Annotated in this window: 21 protein-coding genes; 8 read left to right on the top strand and 13 right to left on the bottom strand. The window is 69.5% G+C overall.

Annotated elements, in window-relative coordinates:
- Positions 1-42 precede the first annotated feature (42 nt).
- Positions 43-798, top strand: a complete 756-nt coding sequence (hisF, locus tag ACOJUJ_RS19360; protein ID WP_420128565.1) for an imidazole glycerol phosphate synthase subunit HisF — start codon at positions 43-45, stop codon at positions 796-798.
- 121 nt (positions 799-919) lie between these two features.
- A complete protein-coding gene (locus ACOJUJ_RS19365; RefSeq protein WP_420128545.1) occupies positions 920-2059 on the top strand; it encodes a hypothetical protein in 1140 nt (379 codons plus the stop codon).
- A 329-nt stretch (positions 2060-2388) separates the two neighbouring features.
- Here the strand turns inward: ACOJUJ_RS19365 and ACOJUJ_RS19370 are convergent, their stop codons facing one another.
- The 3 genes from ACOJUJ_RS19370 to ACOJUJ_RS19380 form a co-directional block, all read right to left on the bottom strand.
- A complete protein-coding gene (locus ACOJUJ_RS19370) occupies positions 2389-2817 on the bottom strand; it encodes a hypothetical protein (protein ID WP_420128546.1) in 429 nt (142 codons plus the stop codon).
- A gap of 194 nt (positions 2818-3011) precedes the next feature.
- Positions 3012-3506, bottom strand: a complete 495-nt coding sequence (locus tag ACOJUJ_RS19375) for an MOSC domain-containing protein (protein ID WP_420128547.1) — start codon at positions 3504-3506, stop codon at positions 3012-3014.
- 114 nt (positions 3507-3620) lie between these two features.
- Positions 3621-5486, bottom strand: a complete 1866-nt coding sequence (locus ACOJUJ_RS19380; protein ID WP_420128548.1) for a gamma-glutamyltransferase family protein — start codon at positions 5484-5486, stop codon at positions 3621-3623.
- A 167-nt stretch (positions 5487-5653) separates the two neighbouring features.
- Between ACOJUJ_RS19380 and ACOJUJ_RS19385 the strand changes: the two genes are divergently transcribed.
- Complete coding sequence (locus ACOJUJ_RS19385) at positions 5654-5929, top strand: BrnT family toxin (RefSeq protein ID WP_420128549.1); 276 nt, start codon at positions 5654-5656, stop codon at positions 5927-5929.
- Positions 5919-6485 (top strand): hypothetical protein, encoded by a 567-nt coding sequence (locus ACOJUJ_RS19390; protein WP_420128550.1) that lies wholly within the window; start codon positions 5919-5921, stop codon positions 6483-6485. The genes ACOJUJ_RS19385 and ACOJUJ_RS19390 overlap by 11 nt, the downstream gene beginning before the upstream one ends.
- A gap of 277 nt (positions 6486-6762) precedes the next feature.
- Here ACOJUJ_RS19390 and ACOJUJ_RS19395 read toward each other — a convergent pair whose 3' ends face one another.
- Positions 6763-8271, bottom strand: a complete 1509-nt coding sequence (locus ACOJUJ_RS19395; protein WP_420128551.1) for an SLC13 family permease — start codon at positions 8269-8271, stop codon at positions 6763-6765.
- 188 nt (positions 8272-8459) lie between these two features.
- Here ACOJUJ_RS19395 and ACOJUJ_RS19400 point away from each other — a divergent pair, with 188 nt between their 5' ends.
- On the top strand, positions 8460-8921 hold the full coding sequence (locus tag ACOJUJ_RS19400; protein WP_420128552.1) for a DoxX family protein: 462 nt from the start codon (positions 8460-8462) through the stop codon (positions 8919-8921).
- A 183-nt stretch (positions 8922-9104) separates the two neighbouring features.
- On the opposite strand, the gene ACOJUJ_RS19405 is transcribed toward ACOJUJ_RS19400, so the two are convergent.
- The 3 genes from ACOJUJ_RS19405 to ACOJUJ_RS19415 form a co-directional block, all read right to left on the bottom strand.
- Positions 9105-10193, bottom strand: coding sequence for a hypothetical protein (locus ACOJUJ_RS19405; RefSeq protein ID WP_420128553.1), 1089 nt, complete (start codon positions 10191-10193; stop codon positions 9105-9107).
- Between the two features lie 92 nt (positions 10194-10285).
- Complete coding sequence (locus ACOJUJ_RS19410) at positions 10286-11083, bottom strand: RNA polymerase sigma factor (protein WP_420128554.1); 798 nt, start codon at positions 11081-11083, stop codon at positions 10286-10288.
- A gap of 763 nt (positions 11084-11846) precedes the next feature.
- Positions 11847-15050: a Dyp-type peroxidase gene (locus tag ACOJUJ_RS19415; protein WP_420128555.1), complete on the bottom strand. Its 3204-nt coding sequence runs from the start codon at positions 15048-15050 to the stop codon at positions 11847-11849.
- Between the two features lie 484 nt (positions 15051-15534).
- Between ACOJUJ_RS19415 and ACOJUJ_RS19420 the strand changes: the two genes are divergently transcribed.
- Positions 15535-16833: a cytochrome P450 gene (locus ACOJUJ_RS19420; protein ID WP_420128556.1), complete on the top strand. Its 1299-nt coding sequence runs from the start codon at positions 15535-15537 to the stop codon at positions 16831-16833.
- A 424-nt stretch (positions 16834-17257) separates the two neighbouring features.
- Complete coding sequence (locus ACOJUJ_RS19425) at positions 17258-18391, top strand: putative sensor domain DACNV-containing protein (protein ID WP_420128557.1); 1134 nt, start codon at positions 17258-17260, stop codon at positions 18389-18391.
- Positions 18392-18813: 422 nt separating this feature from the next.
- On the opposite strand, the gene ACOJUJ_RS19430 is transcribed toward ACOJUJ_RS19425, so the two are convergent.
- From ACOJUJ_RS19430 to ACOJUJ_RS19455, 6 genes are all read right to left on the bottom strand, one after another.
- Positions 18814-19503, bottom strand: a complete 690-nt coding sequence (locus ACOJUJ_RS19430; protein WP_420128558.1) for an alpha/beta family hydrolase — start codon at positions 19501-19503, stop codon at positions 18814-18816.
- 250 nt (positions 19504-19753) lie between these two features.
- Positions 19754-19915, bottom strand: a complete 162-nt coding sequence (locus ACOJUJ_RS19435) for a hypothetical protein (protein WP_420128559.1) — start codon at positions 19913-19915, stop codon at positions 19754-19756.
- A 25-nt stretch (positions 19916-19940) separates the two neighbouring features.
- Entirely contained in the window at positions 19941-20615 is a 675-nt protein-coding gene (locus ACOJUJ_RS19440) for a PHP-associated domain-containing protein (RefSeq protein ID WP_420128560.1), read from the bottom strand.
- Complete coding sequence (gene coaE / locus ACOJUJ_RS19445; RefSeq protein ID WP_420128561.1) at positions 20608-21255, bottom strand: dephospho-CoA kinase; 648 nt, start codon at positions 21253-21255, stop codon at positions 20608-20610. Before coaE ends, ACOJUJ_RS19440 begins: the two co-directional genes overlap by 8 nt.
- On the bottom strand, positions 21255-21659 hold the full coding sequence (locus tag ACOJUJ_RS19450; protein WP_420128562.1) for a hypothetical protein: 405 nt from the start codon (positions 21657-21659) through the stop codon (positions 21255-21257). Before ACOJUJ_RS19450 ends, coaE begins: the two co-directional genes overlap by 1 nt.
- Positions 21660-22679 (bottom strand): MBL fold metallo-hydrolase, encoded by a 1020-nt coding sequence (locus ACOJUJ_RS19455; protein ID WP_420128563.1) that lies wholly within the window; start codon positions 22677-22679, stop codon positions 21660-21662.
- A 255-nt stretch (positions 22680-22934) separates the two neighbouring features.
- Here ACOJUJ_RS19455 and ACOJUJ_RS19460 point away from each other — a divergent pair.
- Positions 22935-23919, top strand: a 985-nt coding sequence (locus tag ACOJUJ_RS19460) for a CPBP family intramembrane glutamic endopeptidase (RefSeq protein ID WP_420128564.1), incomplete at its 3' end; no start/stop codon positions are given.

The following is a 23919-nucleotide window of genomic DNA, read 5'->3' on the forward strand; positions in this document are numbered from 1 at the left end:
CTAGAACCCACGGCTTACCAGCCCCAGCCAAAGGCCCCGATGATGCTCAAGACCCGGATCATTCCCTGCCTGGACGTCGCCGACGGGCGCGTGGTCAAGGGCGTGAACTTCGTCGACCTGGTCGATGCCGGCGACCCGGTCGAAGCCGCACGCGCCTATGACGCCGCCGGCGCGGACGAGATCTGTTTTCTGGACATTCATGCCACCCATGAAAATCGCGGCACCATGTTCGATCTGGTGACCCGGACGGCGGAACAATGCTTTGTCCCGCTGACCGTGGGCGGTGGCGTGCGCACGCACAACGACGTGCGGGCGCTGCTGCTGGCTGGGGCCGACAAGGTCAGCTTCAACTCCGCGGCCGTGGCCGACCCGGATGTGGTGGCCGCCGCCGCCGACCGGTTCGGCAGCCAGTGCATCGTCGTGGCGATCGACGCAAAGACCGTGGAGGACGGCCGGTGGGAGATCTTCACCCATGGCGGCCGCAAGCCCACCGGCATCGACGCGGTGGAGTTCGCGCGACTGGTCGAAGCCAAGGGCGCAGGAGAGATCCTGCTGACCTCGATGGACCGCGACGGCACGCGCGACGGGTACGACCTGCCGCTGCTGAACGCGGTCGCGGCGCAGGTGCGCATCCCCGTGATCGCGTCCGGCGGGGCGGGGGCGCTGGAGCACCTGGACGCGGCGCTCGCGGCGGGAGCGCATGCGGTGCTGGCGGCATCCATCTTCCATTTCGGCGAGTTCACGCTGGCCGAGGCGCGGCGCTACCTGGCCGCGCGGGGGCATTCCGTGCGCCCGTAGTTTTTCGCCCGGCGCGGCCCTTGCCGTGGGCGAAGGCGCACTGGACGGCTGTCACCGGCGACGGGCCCGCCGCGGGCCGGCCCGCCCCGGAACGGAGGAGACGGTAGTGAAGACCGGATTGATGAACGAAATCCGCACGTTGATGCTGGGCGCGGCGCTGCTGGCGCTGCCGCTGGCCGCCTGCGGGGGAGACGCGGGCGCGGAAAAGGGTGGCGAGAAGGGCACCCCCGCCGCCACCGCCGACACCGGCAAGGGCGGCGCGCCCCCGGCCGGCGCGCCGGCGCGCCCCCCGGCGCAGTTTGCCTTTGGCAACGCGGCGGCCGAGGCCACGCAGTGCCACCAGCGGCGCCAGGCGCGGCTGGACTCGGCGGCCAGCGCGCTGCAGGCGGACTCGGCGGCCAAGCGGCCGGGCGCGGGCAAGAACCCGATCTTCGCCAAGGAGCAGAAGTGGTATCCGCAGATGCCGGAGTTCCGCGACGGGTCCATCCTGCCGTGCAACCGCATCGTGGTGTACTACGGCAACCCCGCGTCCACCCGTATGGGCGCGCTGGGCGAGTATCCGCGTGACGAGATGCTTTCGCGCCTGCGCCGCCAGGCGGACCAGTGGTCGCAGGCGGACCCCACCACGCCGGTGATCCCCGGCCTGCACCTGATCGCGGTGGTGGCGCAGGGCGATCCCGGCCCGTCGGGCAAGTACCGCACGCAGATCCGGGACGCGGTGGTGGACTCCATCCACCAGATGGCCAAGTCCATCAACGGCATCCTGTTCATCGACGTGCAGGTGGGCACCGACGACATCCGCAACATCATGCCGCGCTTCGACGAGTTTCTGAAGCGCCCGGACGTGCACTTTGCGGTGGACCCCGAGTTCTACATGCGGGGCGGCACGCGGCCCGGCGCCAAGATCGGGACGATGTACGCGGCCGACATCAACTGGGTGATGGATCACCTTACGCAGATCGTGCAGCAGAACAACCTGCCGCCCAAGGTGCTGATCATCCACCGATTCACGCGCGGCATGGTGCCCGACGTGGAGAACGTGCGGCTGCGTCCGGAGGTGCAGCTGGTGATGCACATGGACGGGTGGGGCGCGCCGTGGCTGAAGTACGATTCGTACCGCGACTACATCGTGCGGCACCCGGCGCAGTACACGGGGTGGAAGAACTTTTACCACAACGACACCAAGAAGGGCGATCCCCTGACCACGCCGCAGGACCTGCTGCAGCTGTGGCCGGAGCCGCTGTACATCCAGTACCAGTAGCGGCCGCGGGTTTCCGCTGACGAAAGGGCTCCCCGACGCACGTTGGGGAGCCCTTGTGTTATTCTATCGTTCGGAGCGTCGGCGGCCCACTTCATCCCGGGCGGTTGAAACCGCGGCTGGAACGTCACGAAATCCGCCTGCGCGGATTGGGCGGCTCAGCCGTGTGCGGCGTCCCATACCGTCTCCGCGTGAGCCCGGCAGTAGAACTTCGAGTGCACGGAGAATCATGGGAATTGGTATGATGCGTTGCGCGTCCGCATCAACAACGCAAGAACGAGAAGGGCTCCCCGTGTGGGGAGCCCTTTCGTCGTCACGGACGCGGCGTGGCGTCAGGCCGTCGCCATCTCGCGCGATTCGCTGCGCGACTTGTTCAGGCGCACGTTGAAGTCGCCGTGCTCCTGGTCGGCGTCGGGCGCGTTCCAGTCCGTCAGCAGCGCGGTGACGGCGGTGAGCGCGGTAAGGCCCAGGAAAAAGTTGCGGGCGCGGCGGTCATCCTCGAAGCCCAGCAGCCTGGGCAGGAACGGCAGCGCCAGCCCCAGCATGACCTCCGTGGCGCCGTGCCCCTTGAACGGCACCGCCTTCTTGGCCGACAGCGGGTAGTCCGTCAGCAGCGACAGCCCCAGGTACGCCGCAGCCAGCCCGTACGCCAGATTCTCGGCCTGCCGCGGAAAGCCCAGCGCGCGCGGCGCCGCGGCCGTCGTAGCCACCGTAGCGTAGTCCATCATCCCGTGCATCCGTCCGTTGATCGGCTTCTGCATCCCCTGCCTCCTCCGTTGAAGTGAGGCCGGGAACGGAGGCAATCCCCGTGCCTCTCTCGATCCACCTAAATCATCATGGAGTAACATGTTGCGGGATAAACAAAATCCGTCGCGCCGCACGGGAAAGTAAACGGAATCGGCGGATGCGGGAGGGCTCCGCATCCGCCGGTCTACGCCATCCTCCGACGCACGGATCAGGATCCGGCGGGTGCGGTGGTCGCGCCGCGGGTGGTGCTGGGGCGGGTGTCCGGATCATCGTCCAGCCACTCGACGGGGTCGCCCACGCGGATCTGGCCGTCGTCCAGCACCTCGGCGAAAGCGCCGCCGCCCCAGTGCGGGCGCATGGCGGCCTGCAGGCCGGGGAGCACCTCGTCCATCAGGTGACAGGGCGTAAGGTGCCCGCCGATGCGAATGCGGCACCCGCCGATGCGCAGCACCCGCCCGCGCGTGTCCGGGAGGCGGATTCCGCGCAGCATCAGGTTGGCGCGGCGTGAGGAAGGATGGACGTCGGCGCCCAGCCGGTCCATCAGCGACCGCCACACCTCTTCCTCGATCAGCGTCACTTGCCGGCGGCGCCCCTGGTCGGCGTTGCCCACCAGCCCGCGCCCCGCTACCAGCGCGGCCGACGCTACGGGATCCATGGGCCCCCGCTTCATTCGCTTGATCCAGATCGCGGACAGCTCACCCATCGTCACCCACCCTCGTACCCTCGTACCCTCGTACCCTCGTACCCTCGTACCCTCGTACCCTCGTACCCTCGTACCCTCGTACCCTCGTACCCTCGTACCCTCGTACCTTCCGTCCTACCACGCGATCCCGTAGTCCTCGCCGTGGTGGCTGCTGCCGCCCCAGAACGTGCCGTGCTCGCGGTCGAACCAGATGGCGTTGATGGGGCCGGAGGTGCGCGCCTCGAACGTAAGCTCGTACCCCATCCGCCGCAGTTCCGCGCGCACCCAGTCCGGCATCGACTCCGCCAGCAGGATGCGCCCAGGCCGGCTTTCGTGCCCGCCAAAGCTGCTGCGCATCTGGAAGCTGTTGATGTTGGGCGCCTCGGCCGCCTGCTGCACGTTCATCCCGAACTCGACGACGTTCAGGAAGAACTGCAGGAGGTTCTGGTCCTGCGAGTCGCCGCCCTGCACGGCGAAGGAAAGGAACGGCTTGCCGTCCTTGAGCGCCATGGTGGGCGTGAGCGTGACGCGCGGATACTGGCCGGGGCGCAGCACGTTGAACGGCCCCTCGGCCGGGTCGGTGACAAAGCTCTGCAGCCGCTGGCTCATTCCCACGCCGGTGCGCCCCGCGATGACCGCCGGCACCCAGCCGCCGCTGGGGGTAATGCTGACCACCCACCCCTCCGCGTCCGCCGTTTGCACCGACGTGGTGCCCAGGTAGAAGCTTTCCTCGAAGTCCAGCGACGCGCGCGGCGGCGCCGACACGCTGTCGCCGGTGCGGCCGCGGCGGTTCCAGTCGCGCAGGTACTGCGTGAACGGGTTGGCGCCGCCCTGAAACGGGTACGGGTCGCCCGGCGCGATGCCGGGATCGTTGCGTTCGGGATTGATGAGCCGGGCGCGCTCGCGGGCGTACTCCTTGGACAGCAGCCCGCGGATGGGCTCCTGGGGCTCGACGTACGGGTCGCCGTAGTAGAAGTCGCGGTCGGCAAAGGCCAGGCTCATGGCCTGGTACAGCGTGTGGACGTAGCGGGTGCTGTTGTAGCCCATCGACTTGAGGTCAAAGTTCTCCAGGATGTTCAGCGACTGCAGCAGCGCCGGGCCCTGCGTCCAGGTGGTGAGCTTGTAGACCTGGATCCCCTTGTAGTCGGTGGATACCGGCTGCTCGATGCGCACCTGCCAGCGCGCCATGTCGTCCATCGTGATCAGCCCACCCTGCTCCTGCACCCCGCGCACGAACTCGCGGGCGATGTCGCCGCGGTAGAAGCGCTCGTACGCCGCCATGATGGCCTCACGGCGCGACTTGCCCTGCGCCAGTGCCTGTGCCTCGGCTTCCACCACGCTGCGGAGCGTGCGGGCCAGGTCCGGCTGGCGAAAGATCTCGCCCGCGCTGGGCGCTTCGCGCTCTTGCCCCGCGTGCGGCAGCATGACGGCACGCGAGTACGGCCACTCGCGCAACCGATCGCGGTTGTTGTGGATGCTGTTGGCCGTCTGCCCCTCGATGGGGTAGCCGTCCGCCATCTGGATGGCCGGCGCCAGCACGGCCGCCAGCGACATCGTTCCGTACTCCGCCAGCATCACCATCAAGCCGCCGGGCGTACCGGGGATCACCGCGGCCAGCGGCCCGTACTCCGGCGGGTATGGCATCCCGCGCGACCGGTAGAACTCCGGCGTGGCACCGGTGGGCGCCGTACCCAGCGCGTTGATGCCGACTACCTGCCCGGTGTTGGGGTTGTAGATGAGCGCCTGCGTCTCGCCGCCCCAGCTCAGCACGTCCCACATGGTGCTGGTGGCGGCCAGCATGGCGCACGCGGCGTCCACCGCGTTGCCGCCGCGCTGAAAGGTCATCGCGCCCGCGGTGGCTGCGAGCGGCTTGCCGGTGATGGCCATCCAGTGCCGCCCGTGCAGCACGGGCTTGGCGGTCTGCTGCGCGTGCGCCGCCGCGGGAGGCAGCGTGGCGGCGAGGGTCGCGAGGGTAAGGATGCGGACGAGTGGGCGGATCATGGACGCGCCGGGTTGGGTGTGGTGCGGCAGTGGATCGACTGATTCTACGCTTCCTGCGAACGATGAGCCATATCGTTTTCGACGCCCCTCAGCTCCCATTCCGCCACCCGCGGAATGCGTTGCGCAGGGGGGTGTTGCGATGTTAAAATGGACGGTAAGCTGCTCGGATGAAATACTCGTTCGAGTGGGACCCGGCAAAGGCGGCAGCCAACGAGGCGAAGCACGGCATCGCGTTCGCGGAAGCGGTGTCGGTGTTTCTGGACCCGCTGGTGCAACGCGACCCGGACGACGATCATTCGTTCTATGAGCCGCGATTTAGCGCAATCGGGATGTCGCAGTTGGGACGTCTGCTCATCGTGACGTACACCGAGCCGGGAGATCGCATCCGGATCATCAGCGCACGCAAGCCAACCCGGCGTGAAGTGGCAAACTATGAAGGCTGAACGCGACGAAGACGGGATGCTTCTGGAGTACGATTTTTCGAGTGCCGTCCGGGGGGCGTTTGCGAATCGGTGGACTCCCGAAGAACGCGAGCAGATCCTGCGCGATTCGATCATTGAAAGCGCCCGCACGTGGCACCGCTTCGCGCGGGAGAGGGTGCAGGCGCTGGAGGCGGCGCTCTTTACCCGCAGTATGGTCACCACGCCGGTGTTGTGCGTGCGGGATTCCGCGTCCGCCACGACCCTGCCGTTCCACGCGCTGGTCCGCCTCGTCGGTGAGATCGATCGCACCCAGCTCCCGCGGATGCTGTATCGTCGGCTCGCGGATCTCGCGGATGAATGCGGGTGGGCGGCCCAACAGGCGGAAGACGGGATCGAGGGCACGCCCGCTGAACGCTTGGCGTACGTCGAGCGGCTGGAGCGGATCGGGCGCGAGGCGGAGGCGTTGAAGGGCGAGGTGGACGGCCTCGTGCAGCAGCACCTGGCCCGCAGCGGGATGTCGGCGCAGGAGATCGAGCGGACGACCGAGGAGACGGCGAAGCTCTGGCTGGCCGCCTGACTACTGGATAAACGATGACGCCGCGCGTCGGAGAAGCTCTCCGGCGCGCGGCGTCGCTCGTTTATTAAGATTTCTGCTGCAAACCCTGGATCGGCGGCCGATTCGAAGCAGAAACTCTGCGTTTCTGCTCACTGGTGGCGTGTCAGGAGTGCTCCTCGGCCACTTGCCGACAGAGGTGAGATCCGCGAGCCGCCACGGAAATCGTCCACTTCTCCGCACGTCCAGCCTCTGGTGCGGGTGCGGGATCGGGATTTCCGCCGGATCGACGATCGATGGTCTATCGCAGCAGCGGAGAGAGGAGCCACACGGCGCCGGTGATCACGACGATTCCGATCAGGTCCAGGATGATGCCGTAGCGCACCATACGCATCAGCGGCACATAGCCGGAGCCGTAGACGATGGCGTTGCAAGGCGTAGAAACCGGCAGCATGAAGCCCAGGCTGGCCGCCATCGTGGCCCCCAGCGCGGGGACGAACGGGTCCATCCCCTGCGCCAGCGAAATGGAGATCACCACCGGCACGACCATGTTGGCCGACGCCGTGTTGGACGTGGTCTCCGACAACAGCACCGCCACGATCACCGAAGCCGCCAGCAGGCCAAATTCGCCCTGGATCGGGAGCAGCCCCGTCAGTCCGCGCCCTACGCCCTCCGCCAATCCGGTCTGGAACGAGAGCACGCCCAGCGCAAAGCCGCCGCCGTACAGAAGGATCACTCCCCAGTCGATCTTCGCCGCCTCGTCCCACGTGATCGCGCGCGCGCCGCCGTTGCCGGGGAGGAGAAAGAGCAGCAGCGCGCCCAGGATCGCCGCCGCGCTCTCCGGCACCCGCGACGACAGTTCGCGGTACACCGGGCTCGTCTCCCCCGCGAAAAGCGCGAACAGGCCGGGGGTGATCCACAGCGCGGCCGTCACGGCGAACGCGATGGCGACGGACTTCTGACCCGGCGTCCACGGGCCCAGCGTGGCACGCTCGCGGCGGATGACCTCGGCGCCTTCGCCCAGCGTGGTCACCCCGGCTGGCGAGAGCGCGTTCAGGTACAGGTAAAGGCAGATGAAGAGCAGGACCACGACCGGCACGCCCACCGCCATCCACTCAAAGAAGGTGATCTCCTCGTTCAGCAGCCCGCGGATGAAGCCGATGCCGATTACGTTGGGCGGCGTGCCCACCGGCGTGGCCAGGCCGCCGATGGAGGCCGCGAACGAGGTCATCAGCATCAGCCCCGTGGCGTAGCGCGGGTCGATGGCGGGTCCCACGCCGCGCCCCGACGCCATCATCACCGACAGGATGGACATGCCGATGCCGAACATCATCGCGGTGGTGGCGGTGTTCGACATCCACGCGCTCAGCGTCGCCGTCACCGCGCCGAACGCCAGCAGCACCCGCGACGGCCGCCCGCCGATCCAGCGCATCGACAGCACCGCGAACGCCACCCGCCGGTCCAGCCCGTGAAGAAAGATGGCGCGGGCGATGATGAACGAGCCGATGAAGAGAAAGATCAGCGGGTCCGCGTAGGGCGCGAACACCTCCTTGGCCGGCGCCACGCGCAGCACCACGCACGCCGCGGCCCCCAGCAGCGCCGTTGCGGGCATCGGCAGCGCTTCGGTGATCCACAGCACGATCACCGCCGCCATCACCGCCGCCAGCCGGTGCGCCTCCGGCTTGAGCCCGTCGATCGGCGCCAGCAGCAGCGCCACGAAGATCAGCGGCGCCGCGATCAGGCCCACGCGGTTGCGGATCCGTTCGAAGCGCTCTTCGCCGGCGGAGATGGTCTGGCGAGCGGGGGGCACGGATTCCAGGGAAGAACTGTGCGTCACGGGAGGGGCGGGGGGCGGATGTGCGGGTGCGAGAAAGACAATCTGTCGCCCGGACCCGCATCCCACCAGCAGTGCACACGGTGGATGGCAGAACCGGTCAATGCGGGGCGTTCAGGACGATCCCGCTTTCACCCCGCTTCCCTGATCGAACGAAACGTCCCATGTCCTCACCCGCCGCATGGCTGGAGCGCCACGGCTCGCTCGGTGTTCCGCTGTTCCGCCTGTTCCTTGGCCTTACCCTGGTATACGGAACGCAGGACAACGTGTTCAGCCGGGAGCACATGCTGGAGTTCAGCGACTTTCTCGCGCAGAACGGCTTTCCAGCGCCAGTGTTCAACGCGCACCTGTCCGCTTGGGCGCAGTTCGTCTGCGGGCTGCTGATCGCGGCGGGTGCCGCAACGAGGCCGGCGGCGGCCGTGATGGTGATCAACTTCGTCGTGGCGCTGTGGATGGTGCACCGGAACCTGCCCTTCAGCGCCAACATCGCGCCGCTGGCCATGCTCTTTGGCTCGCTGATGCTGGTGTTTCACGGCGCCGGCGCGTATTCGGTCGATGCCGCGCGGCGGCGGCGCACCAGCCCCGCGGTTCAATCCGCGCTTGCCGTGAAGCAGAGTCTCAGTTGATCGTGGGCGCTCGCGAGTAGCAGCAACTCTCGTGTGAGTTGCTGCCACACGCGCGATTGCAACCCTGGGCATCTTGCGGTGATACGCGGCGAGCGATGCCTTCTTGCCGGCTGATGAAAGCGGAACGCGGTACAACGGCACAGCGTGGGAGAGCGCTACCGGCCGCGTTGCCTGATTCGCTGATCAGCCGGCGATTTGCTGGAGGAGTTGGATGGTCTGCGTCTTCAGCACAGGCCAGTCAGGCTGTTCTGGTTCGGCGGCGGCGCGGATGGCCTGGATGGCTGCCTGCGCTTCGCCTTCCAGCGCGGGGAGGGATGCCGCGCGGTCCAGCAGCTTTCGCGAGGCGCGGGCGTGGAAGAACTCCGCGTCGCGCCGCTCCGCCGCGATTCCCGCCGCTTCGGCCCACGCGCCCAGGTTGAAGTAGTCCTCGTCGACATAGGACGCGAGGGACTCGCGCGCTTCCGCTACTGCAGGCACCAGCGTCTCCCCGGGTTCCGCGGCCCGCGAACGAATGTCGCCGTAGGCAGCCACCAGCGGGCCGGATCCCGCTACGTCATCCAGCAGGTCGATCATGCGGCCGGTGACCAGGCTCGTCTGCTCCCCCTCGCCTGCGGCAGCGGCCACCTCGAGGTCCACCTGCAGCGCACCCAGCTTGGCCGAGCGCGGAAGGTCGGCCGCGGTAGTCCCTCCGCCGCGGTTCACCGGCCATCGCGGTCGATCCACCCAGTCGTCGGTCGGGAGGCCGGCGTCGCGGCTGGTCAGCAGGGTGGCGAAGTCGCCGGGGTCGCGCGAGCCGGAGCGGGAGAGCGCGAGGGGCACCAGCAGCACGCCGGCGAGCACCGCGGCCAGTGCCACCCACCGCGCGGGCGCACGGCGCCATGTGCGCGCGGTGGATGGCGGGCGCAGGGGGACGACAGGCGCATCCGTTCCCGGGCTCGCGCGGCCGGATACGGGAGGCTGAACCGCGTCGTAATCGCCGCCTGCCGCGGCGGCTGCTTCCAGCTGCGGCGGCCGCGTTGCGGCGGACGGGGGCCGAAGCGGCACGACCTTAGGGTCCGTGCCGGTGTCCTCGTCGTCGGCGTGGCGCTCGCCGGCGTTCGCGGGCGCGGCGGTGATCGCGCCGCCCTCGGGGTCAAGGTCGGCGAGCATGTATGCCACGTCAGCCAACAGCTCCGCCTCTTCGGGCGAGCTGGCGATGTGCGCCATTGTAGCGCCGCGCTCCTCCTCCGGCATCAGGCCGTCGGCAAAGCGGGCGCGGTCGTTATCGTCCATGTGGGGTCGGGTCACCGCATTTCTCCCTCCAGGTGCGCGTCCATGCTCCATTGGATGGACACGGAACGCTCAAGTCCCCCGCGGAATGCAGGTCACGGTGTCAGTTCCCCCAGAAACTCGCGCAACTGTTCCTGCTGCACGCCCTCCGCCGGCAGCTCTCGGCGCAGCTGGCCCAGGATGCGCTCGATGCGCCGGTACAGCGGCTTTTGCGGCAGCGAGCGCACGCGCGCCACGTCGGCAATGCTAAGTCCCTGCCAGTACACCAGCTGCAGAATCAGCCGGTCCTCCTCGGGCAGCCGCCCCATCACCCGCTCCAGCGCGCCGAACACCGATCGCCGCGTCTGGTCGGACTCCTGCTGCGCCACCCGCTCTTCGGCGGACGAGACGGCGGGGATGGCGTCCAGCGGCGCCTCGCCCGCTTCGTACGGGCGCAGCGGGCCGCGCACGGGGAGTTCCGCCAGCATGCGCGCGAGCTCTCCGTCCGTCATCTCCTTGGCCTTTTGCAGGTCCGGCTGCGGCGACTCCCGCAGGGTCCGCGCCGCCTGGTCCAGCGTGGAGCCGTCGCGGTAGACCAGCGTCTCCAGCCGCACCGCCAGCGGCCCCGCCCGCAGCGCCGCGGCGGAGGGGCGCCACCGGCCCCAGTGACCCGCGCGGTAGTCGCGGAACAGCGACGCCACCACTACCACCAGATAGGTGCGGATGGAGCTGTCCCCGCGAAACTTGCGGATCGGGGCGTAATCGTCTTCGATGATCTTGAGCTTGACCCACGAGCACACGTCCTTGGCCTCGTCGCCGCCCAGCCCGTAGCGGCGGCAAAGTGAGGCGGCGCTGCGCTCGATCCATTCGAGGTTGGCGAGAAAAAGCGCTTCGGCCTTCTGGCGCTCCGCCACTTCTCCCCTGCTGTCCCCGCCTGGCGGCATGAGAGTCCCGGTACGGTCGTGAAGTCTGCGGTCCCGACAACCTACGGGGTGAAGAGCCCCGTATCAACGCCATTCAGTGTCTGCGACGCGAAGCCGTGTCCACGCGCCGCCCCGTATGTCGCTGTCCGCCCGCTGGCGCGTTCGGATATTCCCCGTGAGCGCAGTCCGCGGGGAGACGGAGGCGCGCTGGTATCCGCATCGGATGCCAAAGTTACGAATGCAGCAAAAGGAGCGCCGGGATGGCGAGATATCGAATGGGAAAATCATTAACCTTGCTGCGTGCGCTCCCATCAAGTGTGGAGTGGACGGAGGATTTCAAAGATCGCTCATCAGGTGGTGCGATCGACATGCTTCGGTGCGGCTCCGGAGATCATAGACGATCTTCATCCTCCTCAAAAAAATTCTCATGGCCCCCTACCGCATTCCATCTACTTCCCGTTTCCGACATCCTCACAAAAGATCGCGCCGCGCCGACAACCCTCCGCCGCACCCGACACTTGGGAATCCGGCTTCACCGCGTCCGCGGAGGCGACGGCACGAGAAAACTCCGTTGACTCCGTGTGAGGCATATCTTTTTGCGATCGACACGAACCCGGACGAAGCGGCACGAGAAAACTCTGTTGACTCTGTTAACTCTGTGTGAGGCAATCTTCTGGGGACCTTCCGATACGATGAAACCCGGCGCCGGGGAGAGTCCCGGCGCCGGGTTCTGTCATCCATCCAACCGATCCACTCAGTCCAGCCGCGCCAGGTAGCGCAGGGCGCGGATGCCCGGCATGAAGAAGTACGCGCCGCCCACCGTCGTAACGAAGCGGGGGATGCCGTGCACCTGGTGCCGCACCGGGCAGCGCTGCTCGGTAAAGCTGCTGACCTGCTCCGGCGCCACGTGCGGATCGTGCGGGTTCTGGTGCGGGCCCACCAGCGGGTCGGCGTCGCGGTACAGGCCATCGAACTTCATGCTGTTCACCCACGTGCTCTGCACGAACTCGAACTGGCGCCCCAGGTCCGTGTTGAACGCGATGAAGTGCAGCCCGCGCCCCGTGTCGGGCTTGTCCGACGCGAGGATGTCGGCGGGGTTGAACGAGGGGGCCAGCGGCTCGCCGTACGCGCGGCCGCGGCGCAGCAGGCGGTGGCGGTCCGCCACCAGCAGCGAGCCCTCGGGGCCCGGCGCCATGCCGTCGCGCGGGTTGCAGCGGCGGATGTGCGAGCCCAGCGGGCACTTGTCGCCGTGCAGGTCGTCCCACGTGCCGGAGTACAGAAAGTCGTTCGCCGTCTTGTCGTCGAACACCGCCGGCTCCTGGTCCGGGTGCCGCACCAGCGGCGCGCCGTTGGGCCAGCGGCCCACCATCTTGGCGCCCAGCTTCTTGCGGCGCTCCGCGTCGTGCTGCGCCTGCGCGTCCAGAAAGCTCCAGAAGGCGCGGACGTGCTGCTCCAGCTGGCGAAAAACCACGTAGCTGCCGTTCCTCCCCAGGTCCAGCCGCAGCGGCGCGTCGTCCGGCAGGTCCGGGTCGCGCGGGGCCAGGGGCAGCACCGCGCGGCCCGCCGCCGTGGCGGGAACGCTGGGCGAATCCGGGATCTGCCCGTACGCGTTCTCGTATCCCAGCACCACCTCGCCGGGCTGGATCATGGCCTCCGTGGGCGACGGCGCCTCGCCGTCGTCGGGCGCGCGGAAGCCCAGCACCTTGGGCTGCGCGATGCCGTCGTGAAAGCCGAAGTGCTCCTTGTCCTGCGCCAGCATCACGCTGCCCAGCGGCGCGCCCAGCGTGGCGCCATGGCGCGCGGCGCGGGCGCTCTCCTCATCCACCAGCTCCTTGAGCCGCTCCGGCGTGGCGGCGAACACGAAGATCATCGCGTGCACCGGGCGGTCCGGCCGGCCCCACGTCCACTTGTCCGGGGCGGAGTCGCCGTCGTCGCCCATCAGCCGCTGCTTGTACGGCGTCGTCATCCCGTCGCGGAACTCCGGCGCGAAGGTCTGGCGGCTGGCCTCGTCCACCCCCAGCCGCTCCAGCCCGTCCGCCGTAAAGCCCACGCTGCGGGCCACGCCCTCCGCGACCACCGCCCTGGTCCGCCTGTCCCCCGGCGTGACCACGTCCACCATCTCGCTTACCCAGGCGCGGGCGGCGGCGGGGTCCTGCGGCAGGTACACGGGGACGTAGTCGCCGTGGCGCAGGCCGTTGAAGCTGCGCGCCACCAGCCCCTGCACGTCCTCCAGCTCCACCTGCGGCGGCTTTGGCGTCTTCGCCCTGGGGCCGAGCGCGGCGCCGCTGTTGTCCACGTTGGTGGATCCGCCGAAGCGGCGCACCCACACGCCGGCCTCGTCCGCCGTCATGTCGCCGTACAGGCCCAGGCGCATGCGGGTGTTGTTGTTGATGTTGTCCACCGAAAGCCAGCGGTACGCGCTGTACCACACCTGCGTGGGGATCTGGCTGTCGCGCGAGTACGCCTTGAAGCGCTGCTCGTCCGTGGCGCCGTCCTGGATCAGGTTCTTCGTCCGCGGAAAGCCGACGCAGTTGCTCCACACGCCGGTGAGCCCGCTGTGCGACTTGTCGATGAAGTCGCCCAGGTAGTTTTCCCAGCTGCCGTCAAAGTTGCTGAAGAACACCAGCCGGCGCCCCTCGTCCACGATCACCCAACGGGCAAAGTGGATGGAGGGGATCCCCGCCAGCGTTCCCTGGTTGCTGAGGTACTTCGCCGAAAAGTTGATGAACGCCAGCACCGCCCGCAGCACCAGACCCCTGAACCAGAGCGGCTCCTTGATGTAGATGACGCTGCTCATCTGGTTCTGGACGATGCGGTCCTCGGCCTTGACCAGGTTGTCGATGTCCTTGTTGAGGATGATGACGGGGTCCGTCTTCTCCAGCCCGCGCAGGAACAGGTACGCCGCGACCAGCACCACCACGGCCACCGCGACTACACCCAGCGTGATCATCCCCGCCTGGCGCCACGAATCCGTGGCGAAGTAGAGCGCGACGGTGAGCACGGCCAGCAGGGCCACGACCAGGCCGATCGCCACCTGCGTAAGGTAGGCGGGGTTGAACAGCAGCCTGGGGAACGGCCCCGGCTGCTGCCGCGCCCACGCCAGCTCCGGCTGGGCAAAGACAAAGTCGCGGATCTTCTCGCGGATCTGCAGCGGCTCGCTGGGAAAGTCCGGCTTTCCCGCCTCGCGGTCCAGGTAGTGTTCGATCGCCTGGTGCAGCTCTTCTTCACGGTGGATCTGGTCCACCGAGCGGTGCATGGTGCCGGTGTAGAAGGTGTTGGACGGGATGCGGTGGCGCAGAAAGTAGCCGTGCACCGCGTCGCGGTTTTGCGATCCCGGCCAGCCCTCGCAGTGGCCGAACACCTCGTCCAGCCCCTGGGGCGCCACTTGCAGCACCTCGTCGATGTGCTCGTCCAGCGGACCGTCGAAGTCGGTGGCGAACAGCATCTTGGGCGGGATGGCCGGCCCGTGGACCTGCACCTTTCCGTCGGGGAACGGTGGCGGCGGATACGTGGGGAGCGGGTTCTTCCCCTCCTTTCCCGGCGACGCCTCGTGCACCAGGATGCGAGCAAAGTGCAGCGTGCGGATTTTCGCGAAGGGGATGTGGCGGTTGACCTCGAAGTCGTGCTCGTCCCGGGGGTTGGCGATCTCGTCCAGCAGGGCGAGCAGCGCGTCGTAGTGCCCCGCCTTGACCGGCACCATCACCAGCAGCGACGACTGGTCGGTCCGCCCATCGCTCTTGGCGGATTCCGTTTTCTCGGCGGCGGTGCGGCGGCGGGCAGCGGCCACCTGGGCGCGGCCTCGGGCCTTGTCTTCGGAGACGATGGGGTACGGCGCGTGGATCCGCTCCGCCTCGTCCGGCGCGCCCACGATGTGGGGCACCTGCACGGCGTCAGCGGGGGCGGTGGCGGTGTTCCGCGGATCGTCCGCGTTGGGCGGCACGGGCGGGGACTCGCTCATACGGGGGAACTCCTGCGTGGGCGCTGAAGAGTGCCGGCGGAGGCCTGCGGCGGCGGCTGGGCCGGCGGGGAAAATACCGGTTCACGGGCGGGCGCGTGGGGAAGAGGTGCTTCCGCCGAACTGAACCGGATTGGGGATGCAGATGTTTTAGCAAGTTCGATTCCGCATCCGCGTCACAGCGGACGGTGTTTGCAAGTAGTTGATGTGATGCGGCTTACGATCCAATCCGTGCGGCGGATGCTCCCGTCCGCATTGCGGTTGTGGGGCGTGCGCGTCCCGGTTCGGGGCGGCACCGGGACAGCGTGCACGGGGGCGGAAGGAGAGTCCGCACGGGTGATCCCGATGTGCGGATCAGAAAGATTGTCGCTTCGGGAGAGCGGCCTTATCATGGGAACGTCCGCGGCGGCGCACGTCCGCGGCCGTGCATCTCCCCGATCGTCTCCCCGTCCGTCTCCACCTTCCGGAGAAAGAAAGGCTGGTCCCCGTGAGCACCCTGGCTCCGTCCGTACCCGCCGTGCCCGCGCAGCGACCCGCGCCACAGCCGCCGTCACCCAACACGCAGGGCGGCGTGGGCATCCGCGTCAAGCGCTGGATCTTCTATACGCTCACCGGCCGCAAGGTGCTGCGCGCCCTGTTCCACGTGCTGCGCAGGTGGGCGCCGCTGCTCAAGGCCGGCAACCGCATCGTCGTGAGCCGCCACGCAGACGTGCTGGAGGTGCTGAACCGCGACGGCGACTTCACCATCAGCCAGGTGAACGGACCCTCCATCGACCGCATCAACGGCCCCTTTATCCTGGCGATGGACCGGGGGCCGGAGTACGACCGCGACCACGCCGCCCTGCGCGCCTGCGCAAAGCGGGAAGACGCGGAACGCATCCGGCAGCTGGCGCGCGACGCCGCGGCGCGGGCCGTCGACGCGGCGCGGCCGCAGCGGCGCATCGAGGCGGTGCAGCGGCTTACCCGCGCGGTGCCGGCGGAGATCGTACAGTGCTACTTCGGCTTCATGGGGCCGGACCGCCCCACGCTGGAGCGGTGGCTGCGCAACCTGTTCCAGGACGCCTTCGCCAACCCGCTGGACGACCCGTTCGTGCGCCAGGCCGCCATCCAGTCCGCGGCGGAGCTCAAGGCGTGGGCGCTTCCGGAGATCGCCCGCCGCCGCGCGCAGGGCACCGCCGACGACGAGGACGTGATGGGGCGGATGATCGCGCTGCTCCCCGATCATCCTTACGCGGACGACGACTGGGTGCGGCGCAACATCGCCGGCCTGATCGTGGGCGCGGTGGATACCATCTCGCGCTTCAGCATCCTGGCCATGGACGAGCTGCTGCGGCGGCCTCAGGAACTGGCGGGCGCGCAGGCGGCGGCGCGCGACGGCGACCTGGAGCGGGTGCGGCAGTACGCGTGGGAGGCGGTGCGCTTCAACCCGCACACGCCGCTGATGGCGCGCCGCTGCTCGACCGACGCGACGATCGCCGCCGGCACGCCGCGGCAGAAGACCATCGCGGCGGGCTCGTCCATGGCCATCGGCACGCTGTCGGCGATGTTCGATCCGGATGGATTTCCGGAGCCGCGGCGCTTCCGCATCGACCGCGACGTCCGTTCGTACCTGCACTTTGGCTGGGGGATGCACCAGTGCTTCGGCCTGGGGATCAACCTGGTGGTGATCCCCGAGATCACGGCCGCGCTGCTGCGCCTTCCCGGCCTGCGACGCGCGCAGGGCAGCGCCGGCCGCGTGCAGCTGGACGGGCCGTTCCCCGAGCGGATGGTCCTCGAGTTCGACTGAGCCCGGATCCGCGCCAACGAACGGCTCTCACGCGGAGACGCGGAGGGCGCGGAGGCGCGGGCCGGAGAAACACCTCACCTCACGTTGGACTATGGGAAACCGAGGTCAGGGTACAGAAGAACAGACAACCGCCAGAGGAACAGAGGACGGAATGCGGATCACCTCTGTTCCTCTGGCTGTTCTCGGTCCCTCTGTACCTTCCGATGTTGTTTCTCCGGGTTCCGCATCACGATGACGGCTACGGCCGCTGCCCCTGGAAGCCTGATCCCCTGAGCACGGCTCCGGCTGACGGCGCAAAAGGCCCCGGCACCTTCGCGGTGCCGGGGCTCACCGCTTGCCACGCGGGGCGCGGGACGAGATCATCCATCGATCAGGCTGCCGCGGGAAGGCAGCCTTCGCACATCCGCTGGAGAAGACGGAAAGAATGCAGCCCGGGTACCCGGCGGCGCGCATCGTCGCCCCCACGGTCGCGGAGCACCTGGCGGCCCACCTGCACGCGGCGCGGCAGCGCGGCAGCCGCGACTTTGCCCCCCAGCCCGACGCCCCGGCCATCGAGGCGCTGATCGACGCGGCGTTCTGGGCCAGCCTGCAGCGCGAAGAGGGGCACGCGCCCCGCATCTCGCTCGCCTTTGTGCCCCCCGAAGCCACGGGGCACGCCATGGTCTTTGCGCAGTCGCTGCCGCTGGGCCCGCGCGGGCTGGCCAAGCTGGCACCCGCGGTGGAGCGCCCGGGCATTCACCTGGGCGTGTGGCCGGACGGCGACGCCCTGCGCGTGTGGGGAACGGCGCGCACGGTCCCCGAGCTGGCGTTCGTGCTGGAGGTGGTGGAGCCGGGGCTGGTGGTGCTCAAGTACCGCCGCGGCGACGAGCTGGACAAGTACGGCACCATCGCCGTGCTGCAGGGCGACCACGTGCAGGTGGTGGATGAAAAAGCGGACAGCCTTCCCGACTGCCCCGCGCTGCTCACGTCGTTGCTGGGGTTCGATGCACCGGTCCCCGCCGTGGGCCCCACCGGCGTGCTGATCCAGCTGGCGGTGTCGATGCGCGCGCACGGGCGCGGCGGGTCGCTGCTGCTGGTGCCGCCGGGGTCGGACGCGTGGCACCACTCCGCCTCGCAGCCCATCCCGTACCGCGTATCGCCCTTCTCCGACCTGGCCGACCTGCTGCGCGCCGGCGAGGACGAGCAGGCGCGCCCCGCCTGGCGCGAAGCCTTTCGCCGCTCGGTGGACGCCGTCGCCGGCCTTACCGCGGTGGACGGCGCCACGGTGCTCAACGAGCGCCACGAGCTGCTGGCCTTTGGCGTAAAGCTGGTGCGCAGGCGCGGCAGCGAGCGGGTGGAGCAGATCGCGCTGACGGCGCCGGTCGTCGGCAACGTGGCCGAGGTGGTGGACCCGTCGCGCCTGGGCGGCACCCGCCACCTGTCCGCCGCGCAGTTCGTCCATGACCAGCGCGACGCCCTGGCCATGGTGGCCTCGCAGGACGGCCGCTTTACCGTCTTTGCCTGGTCCCCCTGCGAGAACATGGTCCACGCCCACCGCGTGGAAACGCTGCTGATGTAAGGCGTCGGAAACAAGAATCACGCGGAGGCGTGGAGGAACGGGGAGACGCGGATGAGGGCCTGCTCCGCGTCTTCCATTCTCCTCCGCGCCTCCGCGTGATTCCGCTATTTCTCAGAAGGTGTTATGAACTCCGTGCACAACGAACAGTCATCCTGAGGGAGCGCACCTCGTACAACCTGCGGTCACCGAACCGTTTGTGCGCGACCGAAGGACCTTCTGTACGACGGCTTGAACGCCGCCACGCCGCTCCCAACTGTCCGGTTACGCCCCAGTCGAGTACGCCGTGGCCGCTTCGGCCGTGTTCAAGCAAGCCGAGAGAAGGTCCTTCGGTCGCGCGCAAGCGTCTGTCCAATTAAAGGTTACGCGTGGCGCTCCCTCAGGATGACTGAGCGTGCTCTTCCGTCCGAGTTCATAACACCCTCTCAGACCACGGGGCGCGAAAACTCTCCAATCCACGCCTTTGTCGCGTCGCCGACTTCGTCGAGCACCTGGGCGTCGGTGCGGCCGGACTTTTTGAGGACGTGGAAGCTGTGGTCGGCACCCTCCAGCCAGTGCATCCGCCAGTCGGTCTTTACCGTCTGCAGCGCGCGCTCCATCAGGTCGGGGCGGCACAGGTCGTCGCGGGTGCCGTTGAAGCAGAGGACGGGGACGGTGATGTCGGGGAGGTGCGCGTCGCGCAGCTTTTCCGGCTGGCCGGCGGGGTGAAGCGGATAGGCCAGCAGGAGCAGCCCGTCGCACGCAAAGCCCTGCGCGGCCAGCATGGAGGCCGCGCGGCCGCCCATCGACCGCCCGCCGATGATCAGCACGTCGGGGCGCAGCTCTTCGCGGATGCGCGCGACGACGGCGGAGGTGGTGTCCATCAGGCGCGGCATGGCGTCGGGGCGGCCGGATCCCTTCTCCTTGTACAGAAAGTTGAAGCGGACCACGTCGATGCCGTGCGCGCGGATCGCCTCGGCGACGGCCAGCATCCCCTTGTCGCCCATGTGCCCACCGGCCCCGTGCGCGCAGGCGAAGACAATGCGCCGCCCGATCGCCTCCGCCGCGTCCAGAACGGCGCTCGTCTCCTCCTCGCCCACCCGCACCTTCCACGTCGCGCTCGCCGAGTCTGCCACGTTTCCTCCACCGGGAATAGTTTCGCGCCGGGACGGATCGCCCTCCGCGCGGTGCCTCTCCATCGCTCGATGGATAACCCGCGCGCCACTTGCCTGCAACGAGGTCCACGCCAGGTCCGGAAAACCACACTGCGCGCGTACAGAGGAACAGGGAAAAAGCCAGAGACGCAGAGGAATGATTTTCTCTGTGTCTCTGGCTTTCTCTGTTCCTCTGTACCCCCTCCTCTCTCGACGACGAGAGGATGCCGGATCAGCCGCCGGTGCGGGCGCCGGCGGGGCCGGTGTTGTCCTTCTGCGCGCTGTCGGCGGCGGCGCCCTGGCCAGGGTCGGCGGACGGGGGCTGGCCCTCGCCCTCGCCCCCACCGCACGCCGCGGCGGAAAGCAGCGTCAGCATCAGCAGCATCCTCTTCATCGTCATCCTCTCCCCAGATCTGCGTTCAGCCGCGAAAGACGGTGTGGTGCACGCGCGCGTACGCCGAATACGCCGCTACCACGCGCGACGACGTGCCCCGCGCCGCCACGCGCCCCGCCCGCAGCGCGGCCAGAAACGACGCGCGGTTGGGCTCGAACGGCGGCACCTCCACGTACGCCGTGCCGATCTCGCCCGCGGTGTGCGCGTCGCTGCCGGCGCCCAGCGGCAGGTCGCGTGCCCGTGCCCACGCCTCGCCCGCCTCGTTTACGCCGGTGCCCCAGGTGCGGGCGTTGTGGGCCTCGACCGCGTCCACCAGGTCGGCGATGGCGGCCAGGTGGTGCTCGCCGCCGCCGCGCCGCCGCACGTCGAACGGGTGCGGCACGTACACCACGCCGCCCTGCGCCCGGATGCGCTCCGCCGTCTCGCGCAGCGGCGTGCCGCGGGGAATGCGTTCGGTGAGAAAGATGCCGATCAGGTCCGGCCCCTCGGCCGTGCGAACCTCCTCGCCGGCGATCACGCGATCGGGCGCGCGCGCCGCCATCCGCAGCGCCACCTCCAGCTCGTCGTGGTCCGCGACGACGATGCGGTCGATGCCGCGCGCGTCCATGGCGGCCACGATGCCATCGGGGTCGTTCAGCGAGTCGTACGAGGCGCGGGTGTGGACGTGCATGTCCACGCGCAGCAAGGGACGCTCAGCCACGCTCTTCCGCCCGCCGCACCAGCTGCTTCCACACGTCGCGCGCGCGGTCCTGCAGGTCGCCCAGGGTGCCTGTGTTGTCGATGGCGATGTCGGCGCGGGCGCGCTTGAGCTCGGAGGGCATCTGCGCGGCGATCATCCGCCGCGCCTCTTCCTCGTCCAGCCCGCGGTCGGCCACGATGCGCCGCAGCCGCACCTCTTCGGGCGCATCCACCAGCACCACCACGTCGAAATCCTCCACCATCCCCACCTCGAACAGCAGGGGGATGTCGGCCACGATCAGCCTTTCGCCGCGTGCCTGCGCCTGGCGGACCTCGCCGTCGCGCAGGTCGGCGACGGCGGGGTGCACGATCCCCTCCAGCCGCGCCCGCGCGTCGGGATCGGCAAAGACGATCTGCCGCAGCGCGGCGCGGTCCAGCGTGCCCCCCTCTTCCAGCACCCAGGTGCCCCACTCGCGGGCGATGGCGGCGTGCGCGGGCGTTCCCGGCTCCACCGCGCGGCGCGCCAGGTCGTCGGCGTCCACCACCGTGGCGCCCATCGAGCGCCACACGCTGGCCACGGCGGATTTGCCCGCCGCGATGTTTCCCGTCAGCCCCACCTTGAGCATGTGCGTTTCCGGATGTGCATGGGCGTGCGATTCCATCAACGGCGTACCCGCCCCCCGCCCGGGGGCGGCGGGGCCAGCGGCTGGGCCTCGGAAAGGATGTCGTCCGCGGTTCGGGGCACCCGGTCGGGCCCGGCCGAGCCTACGCGAAAGGTACGGCGGGTGGTGGACAGGTAGTATGGCTGGTCCCACGGGTCCAGCGCGGCCTGCGCGCCTTCACGCGACGCCAGGAAGCGGTTGAACTCCCGCGGCCGCGGGATGCCGGCGCCCTGCGACCGCTCCCGCTCCAGCACGCGCTGGATGGCGTGCACGCGGTTCTTGGCCTCCCAGCGGTAGACGGGGTTCAGCACGTATTCGATCTGCGGGCGTGCGCGCGCACGCAGCGACGGCACCAGCAGCACCGTCGCCAGCAGAAGAAACAGCACCCCCAGGATGCGCCCCATTCAGCCTCCCCCTCCGGTCTGCACCGCGATCGCGGCCATATCGGCGTCCGCGTCTAGAAAGAACCGCGCCGTCCCGTCGTCGTCGCGGACGGCCGCGCGCCCGGCGGCGGCCAGCCGGTCCAGGTGGGCCAGCGTTTCGCGCAGGGCCAGCATGCGGGTGGAGGGCGGCATCTCGCGCCCCGGGTAGCGCGCGTCCACCACCTGCCAGCAGCTGCGGGGCTCCCCATCCAGCAGCGCGCGCACCGTCTCCGTTTCCCCGTCCGCCGCCGCGCGCAGCTCGCGGATGCGCGCCACGCCGTCCGCCGGGGCGTCACCGTGGCCGGGAAGGACGAGGGCGGGGTGCAGCGCCTCCAGCCGCGCCAGCGCCTGCGCGTAGTCGCCCACGGGATCGACCCGCTGCCGGTTCACGCCCAGCGTGGGGGTGATGCGCGGCAGCACGGCGTCGCCCGCGATCAGCACGCGGTCGGCGGGGCGAAAGAGGGAGACGTGCCCCGCCGTGTGCCCCGGCGTCCAGACGAACCGCCATCCCGCCGCGCCCGGAACGTCGCCCTGGTCCCCGTCCAGCACCCCGTCGAACCGCAGGGTCGCGGTGAACGGGCGGGCGCTTCGCTGCATCTCCTCCACCGCGCGCACCATCTCCGCGGGCGCGCCGCAGCGGCGCAGCAGGCCGGCGCGGTACTCCGCCTCGTCGTCCGGGTGCGCGGCGGCGTGCGCCATCCGCTCCGCGTCCAGCCGCCCGGTGAGCACCGCCGCGCCGCTGGCCTCCTGTACCCGGGCCGCCAGCCCCACGTGGTCCATGTGCATGTGGGTTACCACGTGGATCGCGACGCGCTCCCATCCGCCCGCCGCGGAGCGGACGCCGGCGTCCCGCGCGGCCCACGCCTCGTCGGTGTTCAGCCCGCCGTCCACCAGCATCCATCCACCGTCCCCGCACTCCACCAGGTACGCGTTCACCTGCGGCGGACGTCCCGGCATGGGGGTGGAAATGCGGTGGATGCCCTCGGCTGCGACGGTGTGCACCGGGTAATCTGCGGCGTGGCGTGGGCGTTGGATCGAAAGGTGATACGGTGCAAGATAGGGTGTGATACGCCGTTTGGGGTAGAGCGGCGTTCCCGCGGGCGCAGGCGGCGGCGTTGTCGTGCCGATACGGAATCCCGGGGCGTGGCGCTGTCGGCGGGGCGGGGGGAGCGGATAGATTCGCCGCCGCCGCCGATCCACGCTCCCCGTGCACCCCGGTTTGCCCGCGTGACAACGCCCCCGACTTCAGCGGATTCCGTGCATCCGCGCGACGGACGCCCCGTGCGGGCGCTGGCGCTGTACCTGCTGGCGGTGTTCGCGGGTGGGGCGCTGCTGGCGCCGTGGCTGTACCACGGAATCCAGGCGCTCGCTCCCTCCATCCCCGCGCTGGAGACGGCGGCGCGGATGCCGTTCGCGCGGTACGTGAACCGCGGGCTGCTGATCGTGGCGCTGCTGGGGCTGCCGTTTTTCGTCCGCGCCGCGGGGGTGCGGCGCTGGAGCGACGTGGGGATTCCGCCCGGCTTCATCCGCCCCAGGCGCTTCGCGGCCGCCTTCGCGCTGGGCTTCGTCTCGCTCGCGGCGGTGTGCGCCATCACGCTGATCGCGGGCGGGCGCCTGGTGAAGCCGCGCACGCCGGGCGAGCTGGCGGGACAGTTTCTGGGCGTGCTGGCCACGGCGCTGATCGTGGCGGTGATCGAGGAACTGCTCTTTCGCGGCGCCATGTTCGGCACGCTGCGGCGGGCCATGCGCTGGCCCGCCGCGCTGGCCGCCAGCAGCGGGGTGTACGCCATCACGCACTTCATGCACCGTGGCGAGACGCCGCAGACGGTGGACTGGCTCAGCGGCCTGCGCGTGCTGCCCACGATGCTCGCGGGGATGACGGACGTGCGGACGATGTTTCCGGCGTTGCTGAGCCTGGCGCTGGCGGGGGTAATCCTGGGGCTGGCGTACCAGTGGACCGGCGACCTGTCCGCCTCCATCGGCATTCACGCCGGGTGGATCTTCTGGCTCAAGTTCTACGGATTCATGACCCGCCGCGCGCCGGACGCGGACCCGTGGTTCTGGGGCACGGGAAAGCTGGTGGACGGCTGGCTGGCGTTCGCCGCGCTGGTGGTGGTGCTGTCGCTGCTGGTGATGGCGGCGAGGCGGCGTGGGGTGCATGCCGAAGCGGCGGCGGGGGCCCCCCCGCCCGTGCCGGGGGCCCCGCCCCGGGCGGGCGCGGCCCACCCCCCCCCCCCGGGGG

The organism is Longimicrobium sp., assembly GCF_048594345.1.
Lineage (GTDB): Bacteria > Gemmatimonadota > Gemmatimonadetes > Longimicrobiales > Longimicrobiaceae > Longimicrobium.

Coding starts and splice junctions, on each gene's coding strand:
- ACOJUJ_RS19365 (WP_420128545.1), top strand. CDS start 920: ATGAACGAAATCCGCACGTTGATGCTGGGCGCGGCGCTGCTGGCGCTG.
- ACOJUJ_RS19385 (WP_420128549.1), top strand. CDS start 5,654: ATGAAATACTCGTTCGAGTGGGACCCGGCAAAGGCGGCAGCCAACGAG.
- ACOJUJ_RS19400 (WP_420128552.1), top strand. CDS start 8,460: ATGTCCTCACCCGCCGCATGGCTGGAGCGCCACGGCTCGCTCGGTGTT.
- ACOJUJ_RS19425 (WP_420128557.1), top strand. CDS start 17,258: ATGCAGCCCGGGTACCCGGCGGCGCGCATCGTCGCCCCCACGGTCGCG.
- ACOJUJ_RS19450 (WP_420128562.1), bottom strand. CDS start 21,659: ATGGGGCGCATCCTGGGGGTGCTGTTTCTTCTGCTGGCGACGGTGCTG.
- ACOJUJ_RS19375 (WP_420128547.1), bottom strand. CDS start 3,506: ATGGGTGAGCTGTCCGCGATCTGGATCAAGCGAATGAAGCGGGGGCCC.
- coaE (WP_420128561.1), bottom strand. CDS start 21,255: ATGGAATCGCACGCCCATGCACATCCGGAAACGCACATGCTCAAGGTG.
- ACOJUJ_RS19415 (WP_420128555.1), bottom strand. CDS start 15,050: ATGAGCGAGTCCCCGCCCGTGCCGCCCAACGCGGACGATCCGCGGAAC.
- ACOJUJ_RS19370 (WP_420128546.1), bottom strand. CDS start 2,817: ATGCAGAAGCCGATCAACGGACGGATGCACGGGATGATGGACTACGCT.
- ACOJUJ_RS19380 (WP_420128548.1), bottom strand. CDS start 5,486: ATGATCCGCCCACTCGTCCGCATCCTTACCCTCGCGACCCTCGCCGCC.
- ACOJUJ_RS19435 (WP_420128559.1), bottom strand. CDS start 19,915: ATGAAGAGGATGCTGCTGATGCTGACGCTGCTTTCCGCCGCGGCGTGC.
- ACOJUJ_RS19405 (WP_420128553.1), bottom strand. CDS start 10,193: ATGGACGATAACGACCGCGCCCGCTTTGCCGACGGCCTGATGCCGGAG.
- ACOJUJ_RS19390 (WP_420128550.1), top strand. CDS start 5,919: ATGAAGGCTGAACGCGACGAAGACGGGATGCTTCTGGAGTACGATTTT.
- hisF (WP_420128565.1), top strand. CDS start 43: ATGCTCAAGACCCGGATCATTCCCTGCCTGGACGTCGCCGACGGGCGC.